This is a genomic window from Pseudomonas costantinii, from assembly GCF_001870435.1.
Taxonomy (GTDB): domain Bacteria; phylum Pseudomonadota; class Gammaproteobacteria; order Pseudomonadales; family Pseudomonadaceae; genus Aquipseudomonas; species Aquipseudomonas costantinii.
In genome coordinates this window covers 103,370-128,942 of the sequence record NZ_MDDR01000004.1, presented here as the reverse complement: position 1 = coordinate 128,942, position 25,573 = coordinate 103,370, and the positions used below count along the sequence as shown (strand labels likewise).

The window sequence follows — 25,573 nt, the reverse complement described above, 5'->3', positions numbered from 1 at the left end:
GCGTCCCAAGCGGCATTCCCACGCAGAGCGTGGGAACGATCGAGTGAGGAGAATGTGAACATGCTGCAAGTCGACAAGCTGCACCAATACTACGGCGGTAGCCACATCCTGCGCGGGCTGTCCTTTGACGTGAAAGTTGGCGAAGTCACCTGCCTGCTCGGCCGGAACGGCGTGGGCAAAACTACCCTGCTCAAGTGCCTGATGGGCTTGCTACCCGCCAAAGAAGGCGCAGTAAATTGGGAAGGTAAAGCCATCACCGGGTTCAAACCACACCAACGCGTGCACGCCGGGATCGCCTATGTGCCGCAAGGCCGGGAGATCTTCGGGCGGCTGACGGTGGAAGAAAACCTGCTGATGGGGCTCTCGCGGTTCCCTGGCTCCGAAGCCAAGGAGGTCCCGGCGTTTATCTACGAGCTGTTCCCGGTATTGCTGCAAATGAAACATCGGCGTGGCGGTGACCTGTCCGGCGGCCAGCAGCAACAGTTGGCGATTGGCCGTGCCCTGGCGAGCCGCCCCCGTTTGTTGATCCTCGACGAGCCCACCGAGGGCATCCAGCCGTCGGTGATCAAGGAAATCGGGGCGGTGATCAAGAAGCTCGCCGCACGCGGCGATATGGCGATCCTGCTGGTGGAGCAGTTCTACGACTTCGCCGCAGAGCTCGCCGACCAGTACCTGGTGATGTCCCGCGGTGAAATCGTGCAGCAAGGCCGCGGTGAAAATATGGAAAGCGAGGGGGTACGCGGCCTGGTTACGATCTAAGTTACGATCTAATCTCTAGCGTCCCATTGATAAGCACTGAGCCATGAACCTGCCCGTTACCCCCGCCCTGTTCACCCCCAGCTGGCATGCCGAGTTGGAACTCGGCTACGCGCGTTTCGGCGACACCACGCGCCCGGTGATGCGCCGCCACCTCGGCCCGCTGCGCGTGCAAAAGCACCTGTACGCCGAAGGCCCCGAGGTGTGCCAGCACATCATCGTGCACCCGCCCGGCGGGATTGCCGGGGGTGACCGCCTGGACATCAGCGCCCACGTCGGCACAGGCGCCTGGGCCCAATTGACCAGCCCCGGCGCGGCCAAATGGTATCGCGCCAGCGGCCCGGCCTTTCAAACGCTCGAATTGAGCGTGGAAGCTGGCGCTACGCTGGAATGGCTGCCTCAGGAAACCATCGTGTTCAGCGCGGCCCAGGCCGAACTCACGACGCGTATTGATCTGCAAGGCGATGCGCGGCTGTTTTACTGGGACGTGGTCGCCCTCGGTCGCCCGGCCAGCGGCGAGCGCTTCGACCTCGGGCACTTTCAATCACATCTGGATATCCGCCGCGACGGCCAGCTACTCTGGCATGAGCGCCAGCGCATTGTGGGTGCTGATGGCTTGCTCGACTCGCCTATCGGGCTGGACGGCCAGCCGGTGTTCGCCACACTGTTGTTGACCGGTGATATCGCCCCTGAATTACTTGAAGCCTGCCGCGCCCTGCCCCATGCCGTGCGCGGCGACTTGACTCAATTACCGGGCTTGCTGGTAGCCCGCTGCCTGGCCAGTGAAGCGCTGCTGGCGCGGGCCTGGTTGATTGATTTATGGCGATTGCTGCGCCCGGCGGTGCTCGGCCGCGAAGCAGTGCCACCCAGGATCTGGAACACATGAACATCCCGTTCTCAACCTTTTTGGATGCCAAACCATGGATTTGACCCCACGGGAAAAAGACAAGCTGCTGATCTTCACTGCCGGCCTCGTCGCCGAACGCCGTCTGGCGCGTGGTGTGAAGCTTAATTACCCGGAAACCATCGCCTACATCTCCGCAGCATTAATGGAAGGCGCCCGTGATGGCCGCACCGTGGCCGACCTGATGCACTACGGCACCACCCTGCTCAGCCGCGAACAAGTGATGGAAGGCATCCCGGAAATGATCCCGGATATCCAGGTGGAAGCCACCTTCCCCGACGGCACCAAGCTGGTGACCGTCCACCAGCCCATCGCATGAGGCCCGGCCATGATTCGTGATGCAACCGAGCACGACCTGCCCCAGATTCGCGACATCTACAACGACGCGGTGCTCAACACCACGGCAATCTGGAACGAACAACCGGTTGACCTGGCTAATCGCCAAGCCTGGTTCAGTGCACGCCAGGCCCAGGCCTATCCAATCCTGGTGGCGGTCGAGAATGATGAAGTCACCGGCTACGCCTCCTTCGGCGACTGGCGACCCTTCGAAGGCTTCCGCTACAGCGTCGAACACTCGGTGTACGTGCGCAACGATCAACGTGGCAAAGGCCTCGGCCCACATTTGATGGGGGCCTTGATCGAACGCGCCAACACCTGCGGCAAACACGTCATGGTCGCCGCTATCGAAAGCGGCAACCAGGCCTCGATCCGCCTGCATGAACGCCTGGGTTTCATCACCACCGGACAGATGCCGCAAGTGGGCATCAAATTCGGCCGTTGGCTGGACCTGACCTTTATGCAACTGACATTGAATCCGGGCGCCGAACCGCCCAAGGAGTGAGATCGATGAGCACGGCTCAACTGCGTCGAGTGAATGCTGAAAGTTTTGCCCATTACCGCGTGGGCTTGATCGAGCTGTTGCTGGACGCGGTGAAGCATGGTGCCTCGGTCGGCTTCATGGCTGACTTCGATGATACCCAGGCCCGCGCCTATTTAAACGGCGTGCAAGCCAGTGTTGAAGACGCGAGCCTGTTGCTGTGGGTCGTGGTGCGTGACGAGCAAGTGATCGCCAGCGTACAACTGGCGTTGTGCCAAAAAGCCAACGGATTGAACCGCGCCGAGGTGCAAAAGCTGTTGGTGCACAGCAGCGCCCGCCGCCATGGCCTCGGCCAGCAATTGATGAACGCCCTGGAACTCGCCGCACGCCAACACAAGCGCGGCCTGCTGTACTTGGACACCGAAGCCGGTTCCGGTGCCGAAGCCTTTTACCAGTCGCTGCGCTACACCAAGATCGGCGAACTGCCCGACTACTGCCAAAGCCCGGACGGGCGCTACACCCCGACCGCCATCTACTTCAAGACCCTGGGGCAACCTGCATGATTCCTGGCGAATACAAGATCCAGCCTGGCGACATCGAGCTCAACGTTGGTCGCCGCACTGTCACCTTGAGCGTGGCCAACAGCGGCGACCGCCCGATCCAGGTGGGTTCCCATTACCACTTTTTCGAAACCAATGATGCGCTGACGTTTGACCGTGCATTGAGTCGCGGCATGCGCCTGAATATTCCGGCGGGCACGGCGGTGCGGTTTGAGCCGGGGCAGAGTCGCGAGGTTGAGTTGGTGGACTTGAGCGGTGGGCGGCGGGTATTTGGCTTCGCCGGGAAAATCATGGGTGACCTTTAGGGCTTCACTGATCGTTCCCACGCTCCGCGTGGGAATACATCCGGTGACGCTCTGCGTCACGACTTTAAGAGCGGACGCAGAGCGTCCAGGGCTGCATTTCCACGCAGAGCGTGGGAACGATCGAGGAATAACGTGCGATGAAAATTTCCAGACAAGCCTACGCCGACATGTACGGCCCCACCGTCGGTGACAAGGTCCGCCTGGCCGACACCGAGCTGTTCGTCGAAGTGGAGAAAGACTTCACGGTCTATGGCGAAGAAGTGAAATTCGGCGGCGGCAAGGTCATCCGCGACGGCCAGGGCCAGAGCCAATTGCTCGCCCATGAAGTCGTGGACACGGTCATCACCAACGCGCTGATCATCGACCACTGGGGCATCGTCAAAGCCGACGTCGGCTTGAAGAACGGCCGCATCGCCGCCATTGGCAAAGCCGGCAACCCGGACATTCAGCCCGGCGTGACCATGGCAATCGGTGCCAGCACCGAAGTGATTGCCGGTGAAGGCATGATCCTCACTGCGGGCGGTATCGACAGCCACGTGCATTTCATCTGCCCGCAGCAGATTGAAGAGGCACTGACCAGCGGCGTCACCACCATGATCGGCGGCGGCACGGGACCTGCCACCGGCACCAATGCGACCACCTGTACCTCGGGCCCGTGGCACCTGGCGCGCATGCTGCAAGCCAGCGACTCGTTCCCGATGAACATCGGCTTCACCGGCAAGGGTAATGCGAGTCTGCCGGAGCCATTGATCGAGCAGGTCAAGGCCGGTGCCATCGGTTTGAAGCTGCACGAAGACTGGGGCACTACCCCGGCAAGTATTGATAACTGCCTGAGCGTCGCCGACCAATACGACGTGCAGGTAGCGATCCACAGCGACACCCTCAACGAGTCCGGTTTCGTCGAAACCACGCTCGCCGCACTCAAGGGCCGCACCATCCACACCTACCACACTGAGGGCGCCGGTGGCGGTCACGCGCCGGATATCATCAAGGCCTGCGGCTTCCCTAATGTGCTGCCGAGTTCGACCAACCCGACCCGGCCGTTCACCCGCAACACCATCGACGAACACCTCGACATGTTGATGGTCTGCCATCACCTGGACCCGAGCATTGCCGAAGACGTGGCCTTCGCCGAAAGCCGTATCCGCCGTGAGACCATTGCCGCCGAAGACATCCTGCACGACCTCGGCGCGTTCTCGATGATCAGCTCCGACAGCCAGGCCATGGGCCGCGTCGGCGAAGTGATCACACGCACCTGGCAGACCGCCGACAAGATGAAAAAACAGCGCGGCGCCCTGCCCGGCGACGGCCCAGGCAATGACAACTTCCGCATCAAGCGCTACATCGCCAAGTACACCATCAACCCGGCGATCACCCACGGCATCAGCCATGAAGTGGGCTCCATCGAAGTCGGCAAATGGGCCGACCTGGTGCTGTGGCGCCCGGCATTTTTCGGGGTCAAGCCGACGCTGATCCTCAAGGGCGGAGCGATTGCCTCAAGCTTGATGGGCGACGCCAACGCCTCGATCCCCACGCCGCAACCGGTGCACTACCGCCCGATGTTCGCCAGCTTCGGCAGCTCGCTGCACGCTACCAGCCTGACCTTTATCAGCCAGGCGGCACATGCAGCAGGGTTGCCGGAAGCACTGGGGTTGAAAAAGCAGATCGGCGTGGTGAAAGGCTGCCGCGATGTGCAGAAAACCGACCTGATCCACAACGACTACCTGCCCCACATCGACGTCGACCCACAGACCTACCAGGTCAAGGCCGACGGCGTGTTGCTGTGGTGCGAGCCGGCCGAGTCACTGCCGATGGCGCAGCGTTACTTCCTGTTCTGAAGCACTGAGCCTGGGCTCAAGGGTTGCGTTCGCGGTGAGCCGAAGAGTCGCGGCCCATCACCCGATCGGTGACGGTGCGCAGAATGTTTTTGCGCTCCTCACCGAGGCTTTCCATTTCCGAGAAATATTCGTCATCGCTCATGACCTGGCCGGAGCTGGCCTGGGAAGGTGACTTGCCCAACACCTGCGCCGACGCGTCTATCGTGCGCTGCAACTCGGCCTTCTGCTCAACCGACAGCTTCCCGTTAGCGGCCAACTCTTCCTGGGCCGAGTACAGGTTGATCAACGCTTCATTTTTGGCACTTACCGCGTCGAACTCATTGGCAAACGACGTTTGTATGTACTCCGTCCAAAACGGTTGGTCGACAATGCTGTCTCTCAACAGGTCGCCGTCTTCCAATGCAATGACGCGCTTATAGGCGGCCTCCAGCATCGCTTTCGTCACGTCGGGTTCGTCGAAGAACATCCCGGTCTGCCAAGGCAGATCCAGTCGGTTAGCCAATCGGGTGACATACGCCAGGTGGATTTCAACTTCATCGATACTGGGCACAGGATTACCGTCGGTATCGTACTGCGCAATCAAGCCGCCTTCGACGTCATACACAGGAAACTTGCGCCCCTGGGCCACCAGTTCGCTGACCCGCGCGTGGGCAATACGCCCCAGTTCATCGAGCCGCGCCTTACCCTTGGCCAAGTCCAGCAACTCCAGTTTCATCAGCTCAGGATTGGGCAGCGAAAGCGCCTCGGCCAACAACACTTCGACGCCCATGGCATTGAACAACTGTGCGCCCGCATCAACGCAGGTGGTGGGCGCCAGCGCCATCTGGAACAGCCGCTCGCGTAACGGTGTATCGCCGGCCATGGCTTCGAGCATGCGCCAGACCTTGGCGGTCAGGTCGATTTTATACGCATCGGACCGGTCATCCAGGTGCTCGCTCAACTTACGAATCTCGTCAAAAAATGACTCGCTTCCGGGCGCTTCCTCAAGGGCATTCCAGGCCTCTTGCTTACCCAACCATTGCTGCTGCGTCAGTCCGCTCATCCAGTGCCCGCTGTCCTGGGCACCACGTGGCGGGAAACGGCGCTCCGGGTCCAGGCCGACCGACTCGATATACAGGTTGAGCTTGTCGAGGACCTGCGGCGTCAACCACTCACGGGTCACCGCCGCTCTGGCAAGAATGCCGGCCCGCTCGGAGCCCGGCGAAACCTCAGGAATGGCATCGAGACGATTGCCGCTCATCTCAAGTACGAATCCCCGAGGCCGGGGCGAAGCGAACAAACCGGTGGGCCACTCGCGCAAGCCGCAACCCGACAGATAGATCCATTTGAGCCGTGGCATACGGCTGACATCCACCGGCCTGGAGAGCGGGTTGCAGGATGGCCTTGAGGTGCTGCTGGTACCGCGCACCCAGGTCGAGGCTGCGGCACAGTCCGGCAAAATCATGAGGAGCAATCGGCAGCGCCATGGACATGACAGCGTCGACGGTGGCGATGACATCGCCGTCATAAGCATTCCAGCGCGTGATGACCTGACAATCGTTGCAGGGCGCCTCACGCGCCTCCTCGGGCGCGAAATTGTCCAGGGCCGCCTCCAGTAGGGAGACACCGCGATACTCGTAGTGCAAGGCGGAATCGTCAGTGCGATCAAAGACGAAAATGCCAAACAGATCATCGCGGTTCTTGCGCCCGTACTTACGCGTGAAATACACGTTGCGCACGTCCAGATCGAGGCCGAAGCGGGTCTTGAGAAAATCGTAGTGCACGCCGCGCAGGTCGGCATTGAACACACCCGAGGGGGGGGAAGTTGAGGGCATTGCAGAACTCCATAGACTGATGAGAATTCATCAGCCTATGGAATGGCGCGGCGAAAAAAGCCTAACTATCTATCACCGGTCGTTATGTCCGGTCTTGGGAAGGACCGGGCTGGTTCGCGTCGCGCGAAATGGTCGCGCCCTCACCGGTCTCGCGTTGCGACAAGGTAATCAGCAGTTGGTTTCGCTCGATCTGCTGGTCGACGTCGAGCATGTTCAAAGCTTCGGCGTAGAGCTGTGTAGAGGCATAGTCGGTGCCTTCGATCTGTTCAAGCCTTTGTGTGCGGCGTTGCTCCAATGTGGCGAACTCTTGCAGGTACTTTTCCTTGAGGTAATCGGTCCAGTAATCCAAGTGGATCAGGAACTCGTAAAACGCCTCGGAACTTTCCGCGCGCTGCACGGCCTGGATCGTTTGCTCCAGCACAGGCCCCCGGATCGGTCTGGCAAAGCGCATGAAGGCAGGCTGCGCGGGCAACTCCAGCGCTTCGCGCGCACCAATCCGATAGGAAAGGCGCACCTCCGCCACATCGGCGCCCGGTCGTGCTGCCTGGTTGGCCAGAGTTTCAATCTTGTCCAGGCGAAACAGCTGGCGGGACAGTTTCAGCAAGGCCGGGCCTTTCAGATCAAGACGGGCAGGGTCAATATCCAGCAGGACGTCATGCTCGAACACCTTGATTTCCAGATTGCTGAAAGTCAGCATGCGCCCGTCGACGCAGGTGCCATGGGTAGTGGACATGGCGAACAACGTCTGGCGCAATTCGCTGTCGTCGTTCGCCGCCTTCACCACCTGCCACACCCGACGCGTCAGGTCAGCACGAGCCAGCCGGTATTCTTCGGTGTCCTGAAGGCGCGACAGCAGGTGAAAGAACGCGGCGTTATCCGGCTCATTCTCCAGTTGCGCCCAGAGCCTGCGATGCTCAGCCACCTGATCAGGGGGCATCCCCTCCAGCCAGGCCGCGCTTTGCTGATCCGACGGCGCAGGGTCAGGCAGCTCTTCGTCGGGCTCAATGTCGCTGTCTTCGCTATCGGTGTTCGGCTCTGCAAGCAGATCATCGATATCCGAGCGCCTGATGCCCAATATCCTCCCTGGTTCCCGTCCGGCAGCGTATTGCTGAAGCTGCTCCAGGCTTTCGCGCGACAGCTCAACGTTGTCGGACAGGTCTACACCCGTCATCAAGGCGTCGTGGGTGCCGTCGAGGGCTTCGGCGGGTATCGTGGTAATGCTGTTGTTGCTCAAGTTGAGGGTGTGCAGGTTCCTCGATTGCAGCGTGCCCTCCGGCCAGTCTTCCAGGCTGTTACTGCTCAGATCCAACGCGCGCAGTTGCGGCAATCGATTGATCGAGAATGCCGGCAGCCGGTTCTGACTCAGGTCGAGCCGTTGCAATTGCGCCAACCTCTGCAAGGGGCCTAGAAGCGGTTGCGGGTCGGAAAAGAGGTTGCCCGCCAAGTCCAGGCGCTCCAAGTGGCCCATGCCGCCGACAGCCGCAGGCAGTTCAGCCAGCAGGTTGCTGTTGAGGTTCAGCGTACGCAGTTGACCAAAAGCGCGCAGGAAACCGTTGGAGCCGTCTTCGGAAATTCTGGCCCCGGCCAGGTTTAAGGTCGCGACGTGATCAAACCGCACGGGCGGTTCAGGCAGGTCGCCCAATTGCAGACCTTCCAGGTCAAGAACGCCCTCAACCCCTTCAGTCGCCCTCAACCCGGCGCGCCAGGATTCGACGATCCGTAAGGCGGCCTGCCCCCGGCTCTGCGACGACACGGCCCATTGGGTACCATGCGCTTCACGCATGAACAGCCAGTCATTCAAGCGCCGAGTCAGCGCGTCGAACTGCTGATTCCACCCATTGAGGCGAGTTGTAAGCACGTCATCAGCAAGCCCTTCGCTACGCATCCGGGCGACCCACGCCTGCAACTCATGTTCCTGCAGCGTGGGCATCAACCGAGCAAGGTGCTGCTCCAGCGTGCTCTCAAGCGCCACCGGCGCGGGCAACGGCAATAACTGACGGGAGATCGACAGCGCGGTTTCGGCGGGAGGGAACTGTTCCGGGATGGCGTCCAGAGCGAAGCGCCCCAGAGTACCGGTAGACAGCCCCCGGGCCTGCTCGACCCGGCGCAACGCCGCAGCCAATGCGGTGCGTGTCACCTCGTTCAAGGGCGTGCCATACAGATTGGCACTGAACATCACGGTATCGCTGGCCAGTGCAGTCTCGGGCAAGCTGACCAGTTGGGTATGGCGCAGGTCGAGCCAGGTCAGGTCCGTCAGACTCTCCACGCCCACGGGCAATGTTTGCAAGGTGCAGTGACTAAGGCCCAACGCCTGAAGACGAGGCATCGTACTGACGTCCAGGCTGTTGAGCGGGTTATGACTCAGGTCCAAGTGCTCAAGTGCTGCCCAGGGCCTCGAAGACATCGGTAACTGGGTCAAGGCGCAGTCACTCAGGTTCAGGGTTTGCAGCCCGCTGAAGCGGTTAAAGAACCCGCCCAGCTGTTGCTCGGGAACGCGCAAACCTTTGAGGGTCAGCACCTGAATATGCTCAAAACCTTGTTCGGGGAGTGGAGGAAGCTCGCTCAGTGCCACGGACGACAGGTCCAGCGTCGATGCATATCCTGTCAGCCCGTAGCGCTGCATCACGCCGTTGTACCAACAAGCTTCGAGGCTGCCGACAATGTTGTACCGGTGCATGAACTCCACGCCTGGCTCGCCGCCCGCTCTCCAGGCCTTCAGCGGCTGGGTCAACCTCTGGTATTGCGCGGACAGCGCCTCGATGGCCTCAAACCTGGCCGACGCATCAGGCCAACGTTCGAGAAACGCCTGCAACAACATGTCCGATTGTCTCGTGCGCAGAGTCAGGTCACCCGCAACGCTGCCAGGGCTGAGCAGGCGTAACAGGCCGCCTTTGCAATAGTCGCGGACCATTTCCTCGCGGTCCAACAGGTGTTCGGGGTGACGGGTGACGTAGTCATAAGCCTGTCGAAAGTCATCGGGGGCGAACTGCGACCAATCCAGCGACAAGCCCTTCCACAGCCGCTCGTTGCCCGCCTCGAACATCTGCGGCGGCAGAGTCCGAATGCCCGTACCCCGAAGGTCCAGGCGTTCCAGCAAGGGAAGATCCAATACCCCCGTGGGCCACATCGGTTGGTAAGTACGGCTCAAGATCAGGCTGCGCAACTGCCGCATTCGGCTGACATCCAGCACGCGGCCGGCCTCCAGCATGCCGTCCAGTGTCAAGGTTTCCAACTGGGTCAGACGTTCCACGTGGGCAACTTGCTCGGCATCGCAGGCGAAACTGGACGCGACCGTCAGACGCTTGAGCTTGGGCAACTGGCTCATTGCTCCTGGCACGTTGCGCAGCCCCGGGTGGTTTACGATGAGTGTGAGGTTTTCCACTTCAGGGAAATACCTGAACGCCTGCGCAACACTGGCCGCGGTGAAACCCTCTCCGCCGATGCTTAACGTGCGCACATGGGAAAAGTCCGCCTCAAGCACAGGCAACGGCGCATCGCAGTACAGACTAAGTTGGGCGCGCTCGGGCAGCTCCGCCAACGGCGAGTTGCGCCAGCTGTTCTTGAGTGCTTGGGCCGCCTGCTGCCTGCCGCTGAGGACCGCAAACAGATTGCGACGAGGTTGCGCCGTACCCTCGGTCGCCCACCGATCAAGGGTGCCTTCCAGGCTCTGCCATTCGCGCAAGCGGTTGTTGAGCATGTTGACAATCTGTTGGTCAGTATCACCTGCCAGCATTCGACGAAAAACAAAGCCGTTGGCCTCGCCCTCGGTCAGCGACGGATACACCGCCTGCACCCGACTGACCAGTGAGGGCGCCACCCCCTCTCCACGGCCGCTGGCTGGGTAGCCAACCTGTGTCTTCGACAAGCGCCGCGGCGGTTTGAACCAGCGCGGACGTCGCTGCGCGCCTTCGACGATGCGTTGTGACGCCAGAGGATGGCTTGTCGCATGGTCGGTGATTGAGCGTCGCAACATCAGGCTTTGGCCCACCTCGGGAACCCCTAGGGACCGCCGGGCTTCATCGGGCAGCGCATGCATGATCGAGGCGTAGAAATTGTCACCGTGGCGCGGCAGGTTGTTGAGTGCTTCCCCCCGCTCATTGAATGCCTGGAAAAACGGGCCTTTCTTCACCAGGTATTTGCGGGTTGCACCGGCGTCACTGCCGACCGCATCCAGGAGCGGCCCCTCGATGTGTCCTTCGCGCACTTCCAGGCGCAAGCTGTTCGGCCACCCCGGTAACTCGGCCAACGTATGCAAGGCCAGACGCCGGCTGGACGCCGAGGCGATATTTTCCATGTACAAGCCTGCAAATGCGTGGCGCAGCCGCCCTTGCTTGACCTGCCAACGGGCGTGCTCCTGCAGAGGCAGGGGAACGCGCCCCGTCGCTTGCAGGTGGGCCAATTGCGTCGCGTCGGCATCGGCCAGGACCGCTTGCGCAGCCTGCTCGCCCAACCCCGGATACAGGCGTTGCAGCCTGGCGACCAGCGGGTCTTTGGGCCCGCTGCCCTGATAGAGACTTTCAAACAACGCGGGCTGGCGGGTGCGGGCGTAATCGGCGATCTGCTTGCTGAACTCCCCAGGTCGTTCTGCGTGCACCCGTGCGGGCTCACCGCCCAAAAACCGGACGATTTCTGTTTCATCCAACGCCGCCAGGATGCGCGCAGGCAAATGCCCGTTCAGGACATCGGCGCGGCTGACGCGGATCGTCGGTTTACGCAGTGCACGGGGTACCTGAGGTCTAACGCCGTATTTGAGCGTCGAGCCCGCATCGAACACCTCCAGCATTCGGCCCTGGGGCCAGCGCGGCATCTCGGTCACCAATGGCAAGAGGTATAACGCGTGTTCATCGAGTGCCTGGCCGCTCTGCACCTGCGCGATGACTTTCGCCACGCCCTGATCGGCCTCGAACAGGCGCAAGGTATCGCTCAGCGCCGCAGGTGGCGGTGCGTTGTCCATGTGCATCTTGCGCAGGGCATTGTCATCCACACCGCTGATGTCGGCGATATTCAACAATTGCTCACCGCTGAAGGATTCGGTGACATGCCCCATCCGTCGTAGCAGTGTCAGGCGATCCCAGCTCAGCGGCTTCTCCAACACATGACGCCAGGCGCCGGCGCCGTTATGGCTGAGCAGCGGCTGATAGGCTTGGGTATCGGACGGGTGCCGGATGCGCCAGCGCTGGGCGGATTCATCCCAGGTCTTTTCATAAACCTTGCCGGCCTGGCGGATGTAGGTCTTGCCGTCTTGCCGGAACTGGCCAAGCTCGTTGGGCCGGGTGTCGGCCTTGAGCACCACCGGGCTCTCATAGGGCTCCAGGCCAGCCTTCCACAAACGCGTCTTACCGTCCGCAGAAGTCACAGGTTCCAGAGCCTCGATCAGCGGCGCTGGCTTGACCGACACCAACTTGGCCAGCCCCTTGCCCGCACCGGCCATGACCACCAACAGCGCCAGATTTTCCGCCACATCCACCAAGTGCGCCTTGGCCGCCTTGCGGTCGCCCTCGGCCCACTCGAGGGTGCCTTCGAACGTTTCGTACAACAGTTGGCTGGCCATCACCCCCATCATCACCTCGCCCAGCACGGGGACCAGCATGGCCACGGCATTGAGCACCAGCATGCCGATGTTGAGCAGGTGCGCGAGCTTTTCCGAGCGCACCCGGGCGTCCACATCTGCGGTCGGCACGGCATGGCTGCGCGCGTCGGCCACGAGTTGCTCGCGATGGCGGTCGAACAGGTAGTCCCACAGGTCGATGTTGTCTGCCCAAATTCCGTGGCCCTTGCGCAGCATCGCACTGGGCGCCAGATAGGGGTCGGGGTCGGGAACTTTCACGGGCGGCGGGCCGGGCGGCAACTGATTGATACTGGTGACCGCGCTGAACGGGTTGATGCCATTGAGCATCTGATTGATCAATGAAACGAACGGAGATCCGGATCGGATGGCCGACGTTTGCGGCCCGTCTTCGGTGAGCCGATCAAAATAGTCGGGGCGATCGCCATAGGCGAAAAACTGGGAGAAAAACCGCTGGTAACTGCTTGGGTTGCCATCAGTTGGGTCGTTCGCCTCACGGGTGGTGAAGCGCTGTTTGAACAGGGCGTCGAGCGTGGTCCACGTATGGCGCTTGAGAGGGGCGAAAGGATCGTTAGGGATGTAGAGGATCAGATCGTTGGTGTAGCGGTATTTCTCGCAAATGACGAAGACTACGCAGCCGGTCATGCGATGTTTCATCAAGCTCAGGTCACGAAACCATACCGGCCTGCCCCCGACCTGCGGGTGATTGTTGCCATTGATCACCGAAAGGATCATGGCGTAATCATCAGGTTCAATATCTTTTTTCAACAGTGCCAGTTGCGCAGCGGCCGCCAGCGCCGTCTTTTGCGCGGCCACGAACTTGAGACGAAGCACCTGCTGCGTCACGCCGTCTTCCGGGTAAAAAAACGCCTTGAGATAAGCCTGGTACAGAGCGCCGATATCCAGTGTTCGACACAACCGGATGAACCCCGTCACGGTCAGCGTCGTGCTGATGGCGCCCTCTTTGCCGGGTGCGGTTTCGCCAATAAAACCTGAAGACACATGAAACGCATCGTGCTCACTTTCCGCTTCCTCGAAGTTGTGCAACGCCGCTTGCAACAGCGGCAGGCGCAACACCTCGAAACTGCTGATTTCAATATGGAACACGCCCACGTCCACAGGTTTTCGCAGGCACAGCAGGGTCTTGTGCACATCCAGTTGCACATTGAACGTGTCTTGCAATGCCTTCACCAGCAGGGGTTCGGCGAAAGCGTCGATGTCTTGGACGGTAGCGACGGCTTTGTCCAGACGCGTCTGTGCACTGAAGCCGGCGACAGCAGCGTCGCCCAGGGCCTGGCGCTGCACCAGCGTGGCCTGCCGATACCAGTCCGGCAAGGGGGCATTGGCTTGTTTGAACTGCGCCCGTCGCAGCGCGGTGGCGGCAGTCGCCCACGCCGGCAGGGATTGCTCAATCAGCGGTGCATGAATGCTGCGGGAAACGGGGGGTGTAGCGGGAGTCTCGGGCATGGTGCCTCTCCTGTGAAATGGAGAGTCAGCACACCATGCCCGAGAACGCTATCAGCGGTAGATAGTTGCCAGTAGCACTGGGCTCAGAAGTTTTCGCGTGGGTTAAACGCGGCTTTCTGCGCCAGCTCTTGCCACAAGGCGATGGTTTCGTCGTCGGCGTGCTTTGGCATCACCGCCTTGAGCTGTACATACAGGAAGCCACGTTGCCCGGCCTTGTTCAGCAAGCCATGGCCCTTGGCACGCATGCGCTGGCCGTTCTGGCTGCCGGCCGGCACCTTGAGGTTGATCTTGCCGGTGAGGGTCGGAACGGCGATCTCCGCACCCAACGCCAATTCCCACGGCGCCAGCGGCAAGGTAATCACCAGGTTTTCGCCTTCCACTTCAAACTTGGCGTGCGGCGCAAACTTGATGATCAGATACAGATCACCATTGGCCCCACCGCCAATGCCTGGCGCGCCCTGGCCTTTGAGGCGGATGCGCTCACCGTCGGCTACACCGGCGGGGATCTTCACATTCAGGCTCTTGGTGGTGTTGCTGACATGCCGACCCGAGGCGTCGTATTGCGGCACCTGGAAGCTGATCTGCTTGGACTCCGTGGACAGCGTCTCTTCCAGCGCCACGGTCAACTGCATTTCCACGTCCTGGCCCTTGCGCCCGGTAGGTCGGCGCTGACCGCCGCCAAACGCGTCGCCGCGCGAGCCGAAGATCGAGCTGAAGAAGTCCGAGAAATCGCCCGTGTCCTGGCTACCGCCGTAACCGCCACGGCTCTGCCAGCCCGGTGGTCCCTGGAACGGCTGGCCATGCTGGCCGTATTTGCGCAGCTCGTCGTACTCGGCGCGCTTGTCGGCGCTTTTAAGCGCCTCATAGGCTTCGGACGCGTCTTTGAATTTTTCTTCGGCGTCTTTTTCCTTGCTTACATCCGGGTGATATTTGCGTGCGAGCTTGCGATAGGCGGCCTTGATTTCCTTGTCATCGGCCGTGTCCTCGACACCCAGAATCTTGTAGTAATCTTTGAAATCCATCGGCGGTTCACCATCCTTTATCGAGATCGCACAGCCCGGGGCACAACGTGCGCTGCTTTGCACCTGTTGAGTCTTGTGGCCTGGGGGTGCGTCAAAGTATTTATCGGCGCTTGCCGTATGCAGCAGATGTGGGGGCGAATCGCCAGGTTTCAAGCATGATTTAACGGATGGTCGGCCTACGCATCCGCCTTCGACTGGCATACACTGCGCGGCCGTTTTTCAACCGGAACCCGATAGACATGGAAAACCCATCCCCAGCCCGTGCCTGTGGCATCGACTTTGGCACGTCCAACTCCACCGTCGGCTGGATCCGTCCCGGCATGGAAACGCTTATCGCGCTGGAGGACGACAAAATTACCCTGCCGTCGGTGGTGTTCTTCAACTTCGAGGAGCGCCGCCCGGTTTACGGTCGCCTGGCACTGCACGAGTACCTGGAGAACTACGAAGGCCGGCTGATGCGCTCGCTCAAGAGCCTGCTGGGTTCCAAGCTGATCAAGCACGACACCAGCGTGCTCGGCACCGCAATGCCCTTCACCGACCTGCTGGCACTGTTTATCGGCCAACTCAAGAGCCGCGCGGAAGCTAACGCCGGCCGTGAGTTCGAAGAAGTGGTACTGGGCCGCCCGGTGTTTTTCGTCGATGACGACCCGATGGCCGACCAGGAAGCCGAAAATACTCTGGTCGACGTGGCCCGCAAGATCGGCTTCAAGGACATCTCGTTCCAGTACGAACCAATCGCTGCGGCCTTCGACTACGAATCCACCATCCAGAAAGAAGAGCTGGTACTGATCGTCGACATCGGCGGTGGTACTTCAGACTTCTCCCTGGTGCGCCTGTCCCCNAACCGCCACGACGACATCCTCGCCACCGGCGGTGTGCACATCGGCGGTACCGACTTCGACAAACAGCTCAGCCTGCAAGGCATGATGCCGCTGTTCGGCTACGGCAGCCGCATGAAAAGCGGCGCCTACATGCCCACCAGCCACCACATGAACCTCGCCACCTGGCACACCATCAACTCGGTGTACTCGCAAAAATCCCAGCTGGCACTGGGCAGCATGCGTTATGACATCGAAGACACCGGCGGCATCGACCGCCTGTTCAAGTTGATCGAACAGCGCGCCGGGCACTGGTTGGCCATGGAAGTCGAAGAAACCAAGATCCAACTGACCCATGAAGACAGCCGCCATGTGCTTCTGGACCGGGTTGAGCCAGGGTTGAGCGTTGAATTGAGTCGGACGCTGTTTGAGTCGGCAATCGATGCCTTGCTGGAACGTGTGCGAGGCAGTGTGACGCAGTTGCTCAATGACGCCTCGGTAAGTGTGGCGCAGGTGGACACGGTGTTCTTCACCGGTGGTTCCAGCGGGATTCCGGCGCTGCGCCATAGCATTTCGGCGATGTTGCCGAACGCGCGGCATGTTGAAGGGAACATCTTTGGCAGTATTGGTAGCGGGTTGGCGATTGAGGCCAGCAAGCGCTACGGCAGCTGAGTTTTAGCTTACGACACTATCGCGGGCTTGCCCGCGATAGTGTCGGCACAGGCAGTAAAAGACTTAAACCATCCCGCCGAGCTTCAGCTCACTCTTCAGATACGCATAGTAAATCGGCCCCGCCACCACGCCAGGCAAGCCGAACGCGGCTTCAAACACCAGCATCGCCAGGAGCAACTCCCACGACTTGGCACTGATCTGCCCCCCCACAATCCGCGCGTTGAGGAAGTACTCGACCTTGTGGATCACGATCAAATACCCCAGCGACGCCACCGCCACCCAGATCGACAGCGACAGCGCGACGATGGTGATCAGCGTGTTGGACATCAAGTTGCCGATCACCGGCAGCAGGCCCAGCAGGAATGTCAGCACGATCAGGGTTTTGGTCAGCGGCAGGTGAATCCCGCACAACGGCAGCACCACGGCCAGGAACACGGCGGTGAAGGCCGTGTTGAGGGCGGCAATCTTGATCTGGGCGAACACGATGTTGCGAAAGGCCTGGACCAGCAGGTGCAGGCGGTCGAACAGGGCAGCGGCCAAGGGTTTGCGCTTGGTCAGGTCGGGCACGCGTTGCAGGGCGATGATCGCGCCCAACACCATACCGATCAGCAGGGTGACGAACATGTGGGCGGCGTCTTTGCCCACCAGTTGCAGTTCGCTCAGGTGCTTGCTCAGCCAGTCGCCGATGGCCACGCGAAATTCGGCGGCACTGGCGGGCAGGTAGGCGTCAAGGAACGGCGGCAGTTGGCCGCGCGCGCGGTCGACCACAACCATGAATTTGTCGAGAGAGGCCCCGGGATTTTCCGCTTCGTGGAGCAGGAAGCTGATGGCGCCGGCAAAGATCAGGGCCAGCACGCTGACGATCAAGGTGCCGAGCAACGCCACCGCCAGCCAACGCGCGCGCCGACCTTCAATCAGGCGCTGCAACTGCGGGGTGAGCATATTGACCAGTTCATACACCAGCAGACCGGCCAGCAGGCTGGGCAGCAGCTTCAGCGGCAGGACCAGCAATAATCCACCGAAAATGATGACGCAACTGACCAGCAACAACACGTGACGCTGAGAAAACGTTGGCATACAGCCTCAAAACGAACGGCGTTAAAGGATGTTGCTGCAGGAGCAAGGTTGCTTGCTCCTGCAGCAGGGGGGGCTGTGTGCGAGTGTCGCAGCCTTCTATGGCCTGGGGCTATTATTTCTTCAGGCAGGTGCTCATAAAAGTCTTACGCGCATCGCCGGCCAGCGCTTGGGTTTTCGCCGTGGCATTGCAGTCTTTCATCTTCTGTTGCTGCGGGGTCAGGGTCTTGGCGTCGTTGGCCGCAGGAGCCGCCTTGAGGCACGTACTCATGAAAGCCTTACGGTCATCACCTTTGAGCGTCTTGGTGGTGGCCTCAGCATTGCAGGTGGTCATTTTGTTTTGCTGGGCGGTGGCGGCAAAGCCTTGGGAACACAACAACAGTCCCATCATCAACAGCGGAATACGCAGCATCTTCATGGAGTTTTCTCCCTGTTACCGTGCCAAAGGGGCGCGGCCTACGCAGCAGTGTAGCCAAAGCCTGTTACATCTTCACCGACTGCGTATATTCGACCGACGGTACTGCTCCGGGGTGCAGCCGGCATGGCGCTGGAACATGGCGATAAAGGCCGAGGCGGTGCTGTAGCCCAGGTCAAATGCCACATGCTGAACGCTGCGTTCACTGTCGAGCGCCTCGATGGCCGCAAGGTAGCGCAGGCGCTGGCGCCATTCGCCAAAGCTCATGCCCAGCTCCCGCACAAACTGGCGTGCCAGGGTGCGTTCGCTCACATGCACCTGCGCCGCCCATTGCGCCAGAGGCCGGTTGTCGCCCGGCTCGGCCTGCATGCCCTCCAGCACGCCGAGTAGCCCGGGATGACGGGCGTAAGGCAGGAAGCAATCGTGAATCGGCGCCTGCTTGAGTTGGTCCACGAGCACCTGGGCCAGGCGAATATCCGCCTCGGTCTGCGGGATGTTGACATCACGCTGAGCGAAGTCACTAAGGATGGCCTTGAGGATTTCGCTGATCGCCAGGGTGCACGGCATCTGCGGCAGTTGTTCGCAGAGTTCAGGGGCCAGGCCCACCGAGCGGTAGACAATCGCTTGGGCGTTGTAGGAGCTGTGCTCGGTATTCGGTGGGATCCATACCGCGTACTGCGGCGGCGACATAAAGCGGTTGCCGGCCACTTCCATGCGCATCACGCCACTGGCCGAGTAGTCCAGCGAGCCCCAGAAATGCCGGTGCGGCGTGCACTCGGTGTTAGGGGCGAAATCAGAGTAACGGAAGTAGACCGGGCTCGGCAGGCTGGGGAAATCCGCAAGGCGTACGGTGTGTCTGGGCATATTGTCTGGATACAAAGGTCGTTTGTCTGGATCGCAGTATAGGCTTCTATCCAGACAGGGGATAATCCCGCCTCATCAACACACTTGGTTTCTTTCGATGCAATATGCGTATCCCTTGTTGGCCATCTTTATCTGGGCCGGCAACACCGTCATCAACAAACTGGCCGTGGGTGCGATCTTCCCCGCTGAAATAGGCTTTTACCGCTGGTTACTGGCGGCGCTGCTGTTTACCCCGTTCATGCTCAAACCGGTGATTGCCAATTGGGCGCTGATCCGCCCGAACCTGGGCAAGATCTTCATCCTCGGCGTGCTGGGCATGGCGGTGTATCAAAGCCTGGCCTACTACGCGGCGACGGTCACCACCGCGACCAACATGGGCATCATCCTGTCGTTGATGCCCTTGATGGCGCTGACGGCGGCGATCATCAGCCTCGGCCAACGCCTGACCTTTGGCGCGTTGACCGGCGCAGTGCTGTCATTCGCAGGCGTGGTCGTGGTGGTGTCGGCCGGTAGCCTCGGCGCGTTGCTGCAACACGGAGTCAACCTGGGCGATGCCATGATGCTGGTCGCCACCCTGGCCTACGCGGTCTACAGCACCCTGCTGAAAAAATGGCAATTGCGCCTGCCACCCTTGGTATTGCTGTATTTGCAGATACTGGTGGCGGTGGTGGTGCTGTTTCCATTGTTTTTGTTTTCGGCGAAAGCGGGTCTGGGTTGGGCGAATATTCCGCTGGTGTTGTACGCGTGCTTGCTGGCTTCGATGCTCGCGCCGCTGGCCTGGATGCACTCGGTGAAAACCCTGGGGCCAAGCCGCACCACACTGTTTTTCAACCTGCTGCCGTTGATTACCGCGCTGATTGCGGCGGTGGTGTTGAAGGAAGAGCTGGCCCCGTATCACCTGGTAGGTGGCCTGCTGACCTTGGGCGGGGTGATCTTGTCGGAGCGCTGGACCACGCCGGTACGCCAGTGAAAAACTGCCCGTAGCAGCTGTCGAGCGCCTGCGTGGCTGGGTTAGTCGCGACGAGGCCGCCAGGCGCATCATCGGCAGTGCGACCAACGTAGCCTCGCTGGCGCTCGACAACTGCTACGCGAATTAAACACCGGCGGCCTTTAGTCTTTGGGCATGCTCGACAAACAAACGAATGGGCTCGGCGCCCTTGCCCACCAGTCCCATGGACTGATTGACGATATCGAAGTGGTCCAGGGCGTAGTCATCGCCGATAACCGTACCCAAATGTGAGCTGTAACGCCCGACCATGCCGTCACATTGGCCCTTTTCGCGCACAAAGCTGCGGGCGAACAACCGGCAACTGCGATTCGTCCCGTCGAACATGTTACGCCCGCGATCGGTCTTGCCCGGCTGCAAGGTGCCGGACCACGAGTAATAGCGCACGCCGTTGACCACTTCGCTGCCCTGCCCGCCCCAACGCTGCGGTAAACCCTGGGGATACTGGCGGTTGAACAGGGCCACGCCCGCGCTGGTCAGGGAATGATGCGAGGCTTGCAAGTCGGCCTTGAAGCGCGGCCCGCGATAGCCGGTTTCCAACAGACTCATCACCCTGGCGACCAGATGAAAAAGCGCGCTCATGGCCCGGCCTTTCACGCTGTCGATGGGGTAATGGGTGTGGATATGGTCAGCCAGTTCCGAACCATGATTGGGCCCAGCCACCGACGTCACCGAAGCCACCCACTCCGGGCGCTTGGCCGCCGCATAACGCGCGGTCAGCGAGCCCTGGCTATGGCCGATCAGGTTGACCTTGTCGGCGCCTGTCTGCTGGCGAATCTGCTCGATTTGCATCAGCAACTGTTCGCCTCGCACCTCGCTGGAATCAAGCGGCGCCACTTGCACGGGAAACACCTGGGCCCCACCCGCCCGCAACGCCGGGACGATGCCGTACCAATAGGGAAACAACCCCAGGCGCACAAACCCCAACATGCCGGGCACCAGCACCAAGGGGTAACGTGTGGCGAGGGAATCGGGCATGGCGCAGGCATCCTAGTCGGAAAAGCGATGATTCCATCCTAGACCAGCGCTTCATAACTCGACATGACCGCCCCATGACCAAGTCATGACAGCTTAAAAGCGCCGCGCCAAGTCGTGCAGTTGGCGTTCGGCTTCTTCACAGGAACGCTGGAAGACGCTTTTGTCCGACTCTTCACCTTCGGCGGCAACCACTTGGATGTCGTCGATACCGATGTAGCCAAGCACCGTACGCAGGTGCGGGTCAGCATGGTTCATCCATTCATACTCCCCGCCCGGACCGAACCCGCTGCCGCCTCGGCTGGTGATGATCAGCGCCTTTTTACCCGTCAACAACGCCTGGTACTGCGCAATTCCGTCGCTGTCCTGCGCGATATCGAAGGTCAGGCCCAAGCGTACGATCTGATCGATCCAGGCCTTGAGGCCGCTGGGCACCCCGAAGTTGTACAGCGGCATGGAAATCACCAACAACTCATGGCCGATCAGTTCGTTCACCAACTCGTCGCTCAGTTGCAGGTCGGCCTTCATCACCTTGGGTAAGGATTGCGGCTCGGGGTAGAAATTCGCCGCCACGAAGGCTTCGCTGACATGGGGAATGAAAGCTCGACCGACTTCACGGCGGGTCACCTGCGCACTGGGGTTCGCGGTGTGCCAGGTGTCGAGAAACGACTCGGCCAGGCGCCGGGAGTGAGAACGTTCGCCACGGGGACTGGCGTGAATCATTAGCATTTTTTTCATCTGTACGACCTTCGCGGGCTAGACTCAGGCGACCTGTTTGGCCGCCACTCTTGCCAGAAAATCTAGAGGCAGGCGCACCAACCGACAAATGAGCAATAGTTGATCAGGATGAATTAGTTTCATCCATGGAGCCCATATGTTCGCCTCACTGCCCCTCACCGCCCTGCGCACCTTTGAATCGGCGTCGCGCCTGCTGAGCTTCAAGGCGGCAGCCCAGGAGTTGTCGGTGACGCCCACGGCGGTGTCTCACCAGATCCGCAGCCTGGAAACCTGGCTGGGCATCCCCCTGTTCGAACGCCTGCCGCGCCAGGTGCGTCTCACCGACGGCGGCGAGCGACTGTTTCACAGCCTGCATGGCGCCTTGCTGGACGTGGCGCAAAGCGTCGACACGCTGCGCCCGCAACGCAGCGCCGGGCAACTCACCGTTTCCACCACGCCAGCCTTTACTGCGTTATGGCTGGTACCACGACTAGGGCGCTTTTATGCCGCCCACCCCGACATCAGCCTGCGCCTGGATACCCAGTGCGAAGTCGTGGACCTGCAGCAGGACGCCAGTGTCGACCTGGTGATTCGCTACAGCCTCGGCGATTCCCCCCACCTGTACGGCGAGTGCCTGTTCGATGAATGTTTCGCGGTGTATGGCTCTCCCGAACAGGTCGCACTGGCAAGCACCCGAGTGCCGACGCTGATCAGCGTGCGCTGGCATAACTCCAAGCTCTACGTCCTGGGCTGGCAAGCCTGGTGCGAAAAAGCCGGGGAGTCCTGGTTGGCCCACACCTCCCTGTTGCGCGAATACGACGAGGAACACTACGCGCTGCAAGCGGCGATTGCCGGTCAGGGCTTGGTATTGGCGAGCAACATTCTGGTCTCGGAAAGCATCGCCAACGGTTTATTGGTGCCCTACCGGCCGCAGATCAGTGTGGGCGGCGCCGGCTACAGCGCCCTCTGTGTGCCGGGGCGCGAACGCCACCCGCCGGTCAGGGCGTTTTTCCAGTGGGTACAGGAGGAAGCCAGGCTTTGCGGCCATGCCTTGTGAAATCCGATAAAACCTTTGATTTCAACTCCCTCAGTTATCCCTTAACCGTCTTCGGCGCCTTGCCTTCCCGCATCTGCTGCAATAACGGCGCACACTGGTTCGGTTTTTCATCCCCACTCGGTGCCACCAGCGCCAACAGCCCCGCCGCCGGGCCGGCAATCACGCCCAGCGCAACCATCCCGGCTCCGCGCAGCATCAGCGGCACGGCTTTGACACCGGCATTGGGTTTGATAAATGGCCCGTTCACGTACAGAGGTGAGCGCAGGGAGAACAAGCGGAAACCCTTCGATTCCGGCGTGATGGTGAGGTCCAACTGCTCCGTCGCCATATTCGCCGTACCATCGATGTAGATGATCGCGTTCTCGGTATCAAATACAAACAGGCGGGGCGTGGCCAGGCCGGTCTTGATACCGAAGTCCGCCGCTGCGCAGTTAATCTTCACTTCTTTGTCGCCAAACAGGCGACCCACCACGTAGTTGCCCACGTTGAGCCCGGCGATTTCCATCAGACTGCGGCTGATAGCGCCGTCGTTGATCAGCATCTTCAAGTCACCGTTAGAGGTGCCCAGCAGGGCTGCCACGGAGTTGCCGCGCCCGGAAATATCCGCATCACCATTGAGCTCGCCAAAGCTGGTTTTCATCGGTTCGAAGGTCGGGAACAGCTGCTTGAGCTTGAAGTTGCGCGCAGTGAGTTTGGCCCGGCCTTCCAGTGGCGTAGTGCGACCATTCAAGCGAATCTGCGCATCCAGCTTGCCGCCGGCCACGCCGAAGCGCAGCGGTTCCAGGCTCAGTTCACCGTCGTTGAGTACCAGGTGGGTGTAGAGGTCGGTGAAAGGCAGTTCGGCGCTGTGCACAATGCGCTTGCCGGTGAACTCCACGTCGGCATCCATATCGCGCCAACGCTCGGTGCGGAACTCCTCTACCGGCAGCACTTTGGTCGCCGGCTGCTTACTTTCGCCACCACGGGCTTTTTGCTTGGCATTCGAGTCCGCGCCGATCAAGGGGGCCAGGTCAGCCATCAGCAATTGATTGGAGACCAGCGCACCCGTGAGTTTGGGGCGCGGCTGGCTGGCGACATAGCCAAGGTTGCCGTGGATATCGCTGTTGCCGATCTTGCCGTTGAAGTTTTCGTAGCTGAAGGACGCGCCGCCGGCATCGTGCAGCTTGGCGATCAAGTGACCGTCGGTGGAATAGGCCGGGGAATCCGGCAACGTCACACCGGTCAACGGGTACAGGTTGCCCAGGCTGCTACCGGATAACTTCAGACGCAGGTCCAGGGCACCGAGGTTCAGTGGGTCGGTCAGGGTGCCGGCCAGGGCGATGCTGGTGTCGGCGACTTTCACTTGGGCTTGCAACGGGAATGGCTTGGCCACGTCCTGCAGGGCCAGCAGGCCACCGATCTTGCCGGTGCCGTCGAGCTTCTGGCCGTGGTATTGGCCTTTGACCTTGAGCGCGAACGCATAGTCCTGGGGCGCCGAGCCTTTTTCCAAGGCCTTCTTGGCATCGGCGTCGCCGACGATTTCGCCGAAGGGGATCGATTTACCCAGCGGGTCGATGATCACGTCGAGTTGGGTCTTTAGGGTTTGGTCGTCGAGGCTCACATGGCCCTTGTCGAAGCCAATGGCGCCGATGTCCACCACCCAACTGGAAGGTTCGGCGTTGGGGTCTTTGGGGTCGAACTTGAAGGTCCAGTTGGCGCGGCCATCGGCCAGGCGCTGCAAGTCGGCACTCGGCTCGGTGAGGTCGATACGCGGGATCACCACGCGCTGCACCAACAACGCCAAGGGCGAAATGCGCAGCTCCACTTTTTTAAGCGTGACCATTTGCGGCTGTTTCGACCAATCAGGGTTGCCCAGCGTCAGGTCTTCGGCGATCAAGTGGGGCCACGGCACCCAGGCACGCCAGCCGCCTTCTTCCGGCTCACGCGCCCACACCACCGCCAGGTTGCCATTAACGGCAAAGGGGCGATGCAGTTCTTCGGAGACCTTGGCATTGAGTTGCGGCTTGATGCGGTTCCAGTCAAAGAAGACCAGAACCAACACCACCACGGCGATTAACAGAACGAAGCTGGCGCAGCTCCAAGCGACGATTTTACGAGTGCGCGTCATTGCACAGGACTCCTGATTACGACTGAGGGTGCGCGCTGCGGCGCACCTTTGGACTACAGCTTACAAGGCTACGACTGGCAAACAGCCTGGGGGTTTAGCCCGAGAACGAATTAACCGCAAAAAAAGCGATTCTTCCTACAGCCCCAACGACCCAAGCCACCAACAATGCACCGGTGTTACCCACGAACGGGTCGAAAATACCCACCATGGTGCAAAACCGCGGGCTTGAGAGGCGCGTTCTAGAGCCTCTGCCGGGAACAATCAATTCTGTTGATTATTACCATTGTGTTTATGAACTTTTATATCGACTTATCGAGAGTAGCATTAGCCCTGTACCCACTTTATCGCCCTCCCAAGGAGCAACCATCATGAAACGCCAAGTACTCGCTGTCGCCCTACTGTCCGTCCTCGCTTCCAGTGCCTTTGCCCTGCCAGCAGCCGAACAAGCCACTCCACAGAATAAAGCCCAAGCCGTTCAATCCAGCCAAACCCTGGCTCGCAGCGGTTCGCAAGAAGATGAAAACCGTGACTACGCTAAAGGCGCTGTTGCTGAGAACGGTTCGGAACACGCCAACAAACGTGCCTACACCGACGGCGTTGCTGAAGGTGGCCGTGATCGCCTGGAACAGAAAGGTCTGGTAGAAGGCGGTGCTGAACAAGCTAACAAACGCGCTTACACCGACGGTGTTGCCGAAGGTGGTGCAGATCGCCTGCAAGAACTGCATCAAGCACAGAGCTAACCCCGTGGTAGCCCGGAAAAAAGCCCGATCAGTCGATCGGGCTTTTGCTTTTATATAGACCCCATCACGCATCACCCCC

Annotated in this window: 21 protein-coding genes; 11 read left to right on the top strand and 10 right to left on the bottom strand. The window is 60.6% G+C overall.

Annotated elements, in window-relative coordinates:
- Positions 1 to 60: 60 nt before the first annotated feature.
- The 7 genes from urtE (at position 61) to ureC (ending at position 5,180) form a co-directional block, all read left to right on the top strand.
- Positions 61 to 759, top strand: a complete 699-nt coding sequence (gene urtE / locus BFL40_RS01985; RefSeq protein WP_071482831.1) for an urea ABC transporter ATP-binding subunit UrtE — start codon at positions 61 to 63, stop codon at positions 757 to 759.
- 43 nt (positions 760 to 802) lie between these two features.
- Positions 803 to 1,642: an urease accessory protein UreD gene (locus BFL40_RS01980; RefSeq protein WP_071482830.1), complete on the top strand. Its 840-nt coding sequence runs from the start codon at positions 803 to 805 to the stop codon at positions 1,640 to 1,642.
- A 34-nt stretch (positions 1,643 to 1,676) separates the two neighbouring features.
- Entirely contained in the window at positions 1,677 to 1,979 is a 303-nt protein-coding gene (gene ureA, locus BFL40_RS01975) for an urease subunit gamma (protein WP_003171437.1), read from the top strand.
- Positions 1,980 to 1,988: 9 nt separating this feature from the next.
- Positions 1,989 to 2,501, top strand: a complete 513-nt coding sequence (locus BFL40_RS01970; protein WP_071482829.1) for a GNAT family N-acetyltransferase — start codon at positions 1,989 to 1,991, stop codon at positions 2,499 to 2,501.
- A 5-nt stretch (positions 2,502 to 2,506) separates the two neighbouring features.
- Entirely contained in the window at positions 2,507 to 3,040 is a 534-nt protein-coding gene (locus BFL40_RS01965) for a GNAT family N-acetyltransferase (protein ID WP_071482828.1), read from the top strand.
- On the top strand, positions 3,037 to 3,342 hold the full coding sequence (locus BFL40_RS01960; RefSeq protein ID WP_071482827.1) for an urease subunit beta: 306 nt from the start codon (positions 3,037 to 3,039) through the stop codon (positions 3,340 to 3,342). The genes BFL40_RS01965 and BFL40_RS01960 overlap by 4 nt, the downstream gene beginning before the upstream one ends.
- Before the next feature lie 137 nt (positions 3,343 to 3,479).
- Positions 3,480 to 5,180 (top strand): urease subunit alpha, encoded by a 1,701-nt coding sequence (ureC, locus tag BFL40_RS01955; protein WP_071482826.1) that lies wholly within the window; start codon positions 3,480 to 3,482, stop codon positions 5,178 to 5,180.
- Between the two features lie 16 nt (positions 5,181 to 5,196).
- On the opposite strand, the gene BFL40_RS01950 is transcribed toward ureC, so the two are convergent.
- From BFL40_RS01950 to BFL40_RS01935, 4 genes are all read right to left on the bottom strand, one after another.
- Complete coding sequence (locus BFL40_RS01950; protein WP_071482825.1) at positions 5,197 to 6,420, bottom strand: NEL-type E3 ubiquitin ligase domain-containing protein; 1,224 nt, start codon at positions 6,418 to 6,420, stop codon at positions 5,197 to 5,199.
- A gap of 1 nt (position 6,421) precedes the next feature.
- Positions 6,422 to 6,994: a dermonecrotic toxin domain-containing protein gene (locus tag BFL40_RS34235; protein WP_235864709.1), complete on the bottom strand. Its 573-nt coding sequence runs from the start codon at positions 6,992 to 6,994 to the stop codon at positions 6,422 to 6,424.
- An 82-nt stretch (positions 6,995 to 7,076) separates the two neighbouring features.
- Positions 7,077 to 14,027 (bottom strand): NEL-type E3 ubiquitin ligase domain-containing protein, encoded by a 6,951-nt coding sequence (locus BFL40_RS01940; protein ID WP_071482823.1) that lies wholly within the window; start codon positions 14,025 to 14,027, stop codon positions 7,077 to 7,079.
- An 83-nt stretch (positions 14,028 to 14,110) separates the two neighbouring features.
- Positions 14,111 to 15,049 carry a DnaJ C-terminal domain-containing protein gene (locus tag BFL40_RS01935; protein WP_071482822.1) on the bottom strand — a complete coding sequence of 313 codons (939 nt, stop codon included), beginning with the start codon at positions 15,047 to 15,049 and terminating at the stop codon, positions 14,111 to 14,113.
- Positions 15,050 to 15,288: 239 nt separating this feature from the next.
- On the opposite strand from BFL40_RS01935, the gene BFL40_RS01930 reads away from it, so the two are divergent.
- Positions 15,289 to 16,539: an Hsp70 family protein gene (locus BFL40_RS01930; RefSeq protein ID WP_071482821.1), complete on the top strand. Its 1,251-nt coding sequence runs from the start codon at positions 15,289 to 15,291 to the stop codon at positions 16,537 to 16,539.
- A gap of 63 nt (positions 16,540 to 16,602) precedes the next feature.
- On the opposite strand, the gene BFL40_RS01925 is transcribed toward BFL40_RS01930, so the two are convergent.
- The 3 genes from BFL40_RS01925 to BFL40_RS01915 form a co-directional block, all read right to left on the bottom strand.
- A complete protein-coding gene (locus BFL40_RS01925) occupies positions 16,603 to 17,616 on the bottom strand; it encodes an AI-2E family transporter (RefSeq protein WP_071482820.1) in 1,014 nt (337 codons plus the stop codon).
- 112 nt (positions 17,617 to 17,728) lie between these two features.
- Positions 17,729 to 18,031: a PsiF family protein gene (locus tag BFL40_RS01920; RefSeq protein ID WP_071482819.1), complete on the bottom strand. Its 303-nt coding sequence runs from the start codon at positions 18,029 to 18,031 to the stop codon at positions 17,729 to 17,731.
- 72 nt (positions 18,032 to 18,103) lie between these two features.
- Positions 18,104 to 18,892 carry an AraC family transcriptional regulator gene (locus tag BFL40_RS01915; protein ID WP_071482818.1) on the bottom strand — a complete coding sequence of 263 codons (789 nt, stop codon included), beginning with the start codon at positions 18,890 to 18,892 and terminating at the stop codon, positions 18,104 to 18,106.
- 97 nt (positions 18,893 to 18,989) lie between these two features.
- Between BFL40_RS01915 and BFL40_RS01910 the strand changes: the two genes are divergently transcribed.
- Positions 18,990 to 19,862, top strand: a complete 873-nt coding sequence (locus tag BFL40_RS01910; protein WP_071482817.1) for a DMT family transporter — start codon at positions 18,990 to 18,992, stop codon at positions 19,860 to 19,862.
- A 123-nt stretch (positions 19,863 to 19,985) separates the two neighbouring features.
- Here the strand turns inward: BFL40_RS01910 and BFL40_RS01905 are convergent, their stop codons facing one another.
- Entirely contained in the window at positions 19,986 to 20,876 is an 891-nt protein-coding gene (locus tag BFL40_RS01905) for an esterase/lipase family protein (RefSeq protein ID WP_071482816.1), read from the bottom strand.
- Positions 20,877 to 20,969: 93 nt separating this feature from the next.
- The gene (locus BFL40_RS01900) at positions 20,970 to 21,611 is read right to left on the bottom strand and encodes an FMN-dependent NADH-azoreductase (protein ID WP_071482815.1); all 642 of its coding nucleotides are present in this window, start codon (positions 21,609 to 21,611) and stop codon (positions 20,970 to 20,972) included.
- A 136-nt stretch (positions 21,612 to 21,747) separates the two neighbouring features.
- On the opposite strand from BFL40_RS01900, the gene BFL40_RS01895 reads away from it, so the two are divergent.
- Positions 21,748 to 22,647: a LysR substrate-binding domain-containing protein gene (locus BFL40_RS01895; protein ID WP_071482814.1), complete on the top strand. Its 900-nt coding sequence runs from the start codon at positions 21,748 to 21,750 to the stop codon at positions 22,645 to 22,647.
- A 34-nt stretch (positions 22,648 to 22,681) separates the two neighbouring features.
- Here the strand turns inward: BFL40_RS01895 and BFL40_RS01890 are convergent, their stop codons facing one another.
- Entirely contained in the window at positions 22,682 to 24,754 is a 2,073-nt protein-coding gene (locus BFL40_RS01890; RefSeq protein ID WP_071482813.1) for an AsmA family protein, read from the bottom strand.
- A gap of 368 nt (positions 24,755 to 25,122) precedes the next feature.
- Here BFL40_RS01890 and BFL40_RS01885 point away from each other — a divergent pair, with 368 nt between their 5' ends.
- Complete coding sequence (locus BFL40_RS01885; RefSeq protein WP_071482812.1) at positions 25,123 to 25,494, top strand: hypothetical protein; 372 nt, start codon at positions 25,123 to 25,125, stop codon at positions 25,492 to 25,494.
- The last annotated feature ends 79 nt before the right edge of the window (positions 25,495 to 25,573 follow it).